The sequence below is a fragment of the Microvirga aerophila genome (assembly GCF_003332305.1).
Lineage (GTDB): Bacteria > Pseudomonadota > Alphaproteobacteria > Rhizobiales > Beijerinckiaceae > Microvirga > Microvirga aerophila.
In genome coordinates, this window is sequence record NZ_QOIO01000170.1 from 1 (window position 1) to 1,555 (window position 1,555).

Consider the following 1,555-nt stretch of genomic DNA (forward strand, 5'->3'; position numbering starts at 1 on the left):
AAGGACGTATTCAGCGGCGTGTTCTACCTGCTCGACGACGCCTTCCGGGTCGGCGAGTACATCACGAGCGGCAGCTACAAGGGCACGGTGGAGTCATTCGGATTCCGCTCGGTGAAGCTGCGGCATCACCGTGGGCCGCTCTTCACGGTGCCTTACGGGGTGCTTGGGGCGGTCCAGAACATGAGCCGCGACTGGGTGATCGACAAGCTGACCGTCGGGGTGGCCTATGACGCTGATTTCGACAAGGCGAAGAAGCTGATCAAGCAGATCGGCAAGGATCTGGCGGCGGATCCGGAGTTCGCGCCCAACATCATCGAGCCGCTCAAGATGCAGGGCGTCGAGCAGTTCGGCGACTACGGCATTCAGATCCGTCTCAAGATGATGACCAAGCCCGGTGAGCAGTTTGTCATCCGCCGCCGGGCCCTGGCCCTGATCAAGCAGGCCTTTGACGAGAACGGCATCCGGTTTGCCGTCCCCACCGTCCAGGTGGCAGGCCACGAGGAAGCCGGACCGGTGGCGGCCCATCAGGCCCTCAAGCTCGTCAAGCCGCCACCGCCCGAAGGACAGGCGAGTTGAGAGGACGGCCGCTAGGTCGTCCAACCTTGGACAGCCCTCACATTCCCGTTTGCCTTGATAAAGGATCCTCAATGTTACCCTCAGAAGCGAGACGAGCCTTGCGAGTTCGTGCCCTGTGCCTGCCCGTGATCCTCGCTCTGATCTCGCCACTTGCAGCCTGCGCCAGCCTCCGCGGCGTGATGGTGCCGGTGAGTGGGACGGTCCCTGGTGCAAGCCGGGTCGACATGCTGGTCGCCACCACGCGCAAGCAGGTCGATCCGGCGGAGATGTTCTCCGGCGCCCGCGGAACGACGCCAGCCTTCGCCAACATTACGGTGTCCATCCCGCCGCCGAGCGCCCGGCAGGTCGGCGAGGTGCAGTGGCCGCGGCAGGTGCCGGGCAATCCGGCCACCGAGTTCGTGACGCTCAGGGCCGACGTCATCGACCGCAACCAGGCGCTCGCCTGGTTTCATCGTACCTTGCGAACCACTCCCAAGCGGCAGGCGCTGGTCTTCATCCATGGCTTCAACAACCGCTTCGACGACTCCGTGTTTCGCTTTGCGCAAATCGTGCACGACTCCAACGCCCCCGTGGTGCCGATCCTGTTCACCTGGCCTTCGCGGGGCAGCGTGCTGGCCTATGGCTATGACCGGGAGAGCACGGCCTATTCACGCAATGCCCTAGAGAGCCTGCTGAAGGCGATCTCGCGCGATCCGGCTGTAGGCGAGATCTCGATCCTGGCGCATTCCATGGGCAACTCGCTCGCCCTCGAAACGCTGCGCCAGATGGCGATCCGCGATGGCCGAGTGGCGCCGAAGATCCGCAACGTTCTTCTCGCCGCGCCCGACGTCGACGTCGACTTGGCCAGGGAGGCAATGATCGAGATGGGGCCGAAGGCAAATCGGCCCGCGTTCACCTTGTTCGTGTCGCAGGATGACCGGGCGCTGGCTGTCTCCCGGCGGGTGTGGGGCAGCGAGGCTCGCCTGGGCGCCATCAATCC

The 1,555-nt window shown here is 64.6% G+C and carries 2 protein-coding genes; both read left to right on the forward strand.

Annotation, left to right across the window (positions count from 1 at the left end; translation table 11 throughout):
• Nucleotides 1-576, forward strand: a 576-nt coding sequence (locus DRB19_RS29565; protein WP_162815968.1) for a mechanosensitive ion channel family protein, incomplete at its 5' end; no start/stop codon positions are given.
• 179 nt (nucleotides 577-755) lie between these two features.
• Nucleotides 756-1,555 (forward strand): alpha/beta hydrolase (locus DRB19_RS29570; RefSeq protein WP_245439931.1); only part of this gene is annotated, 800 nt, incomplete at its 3' end.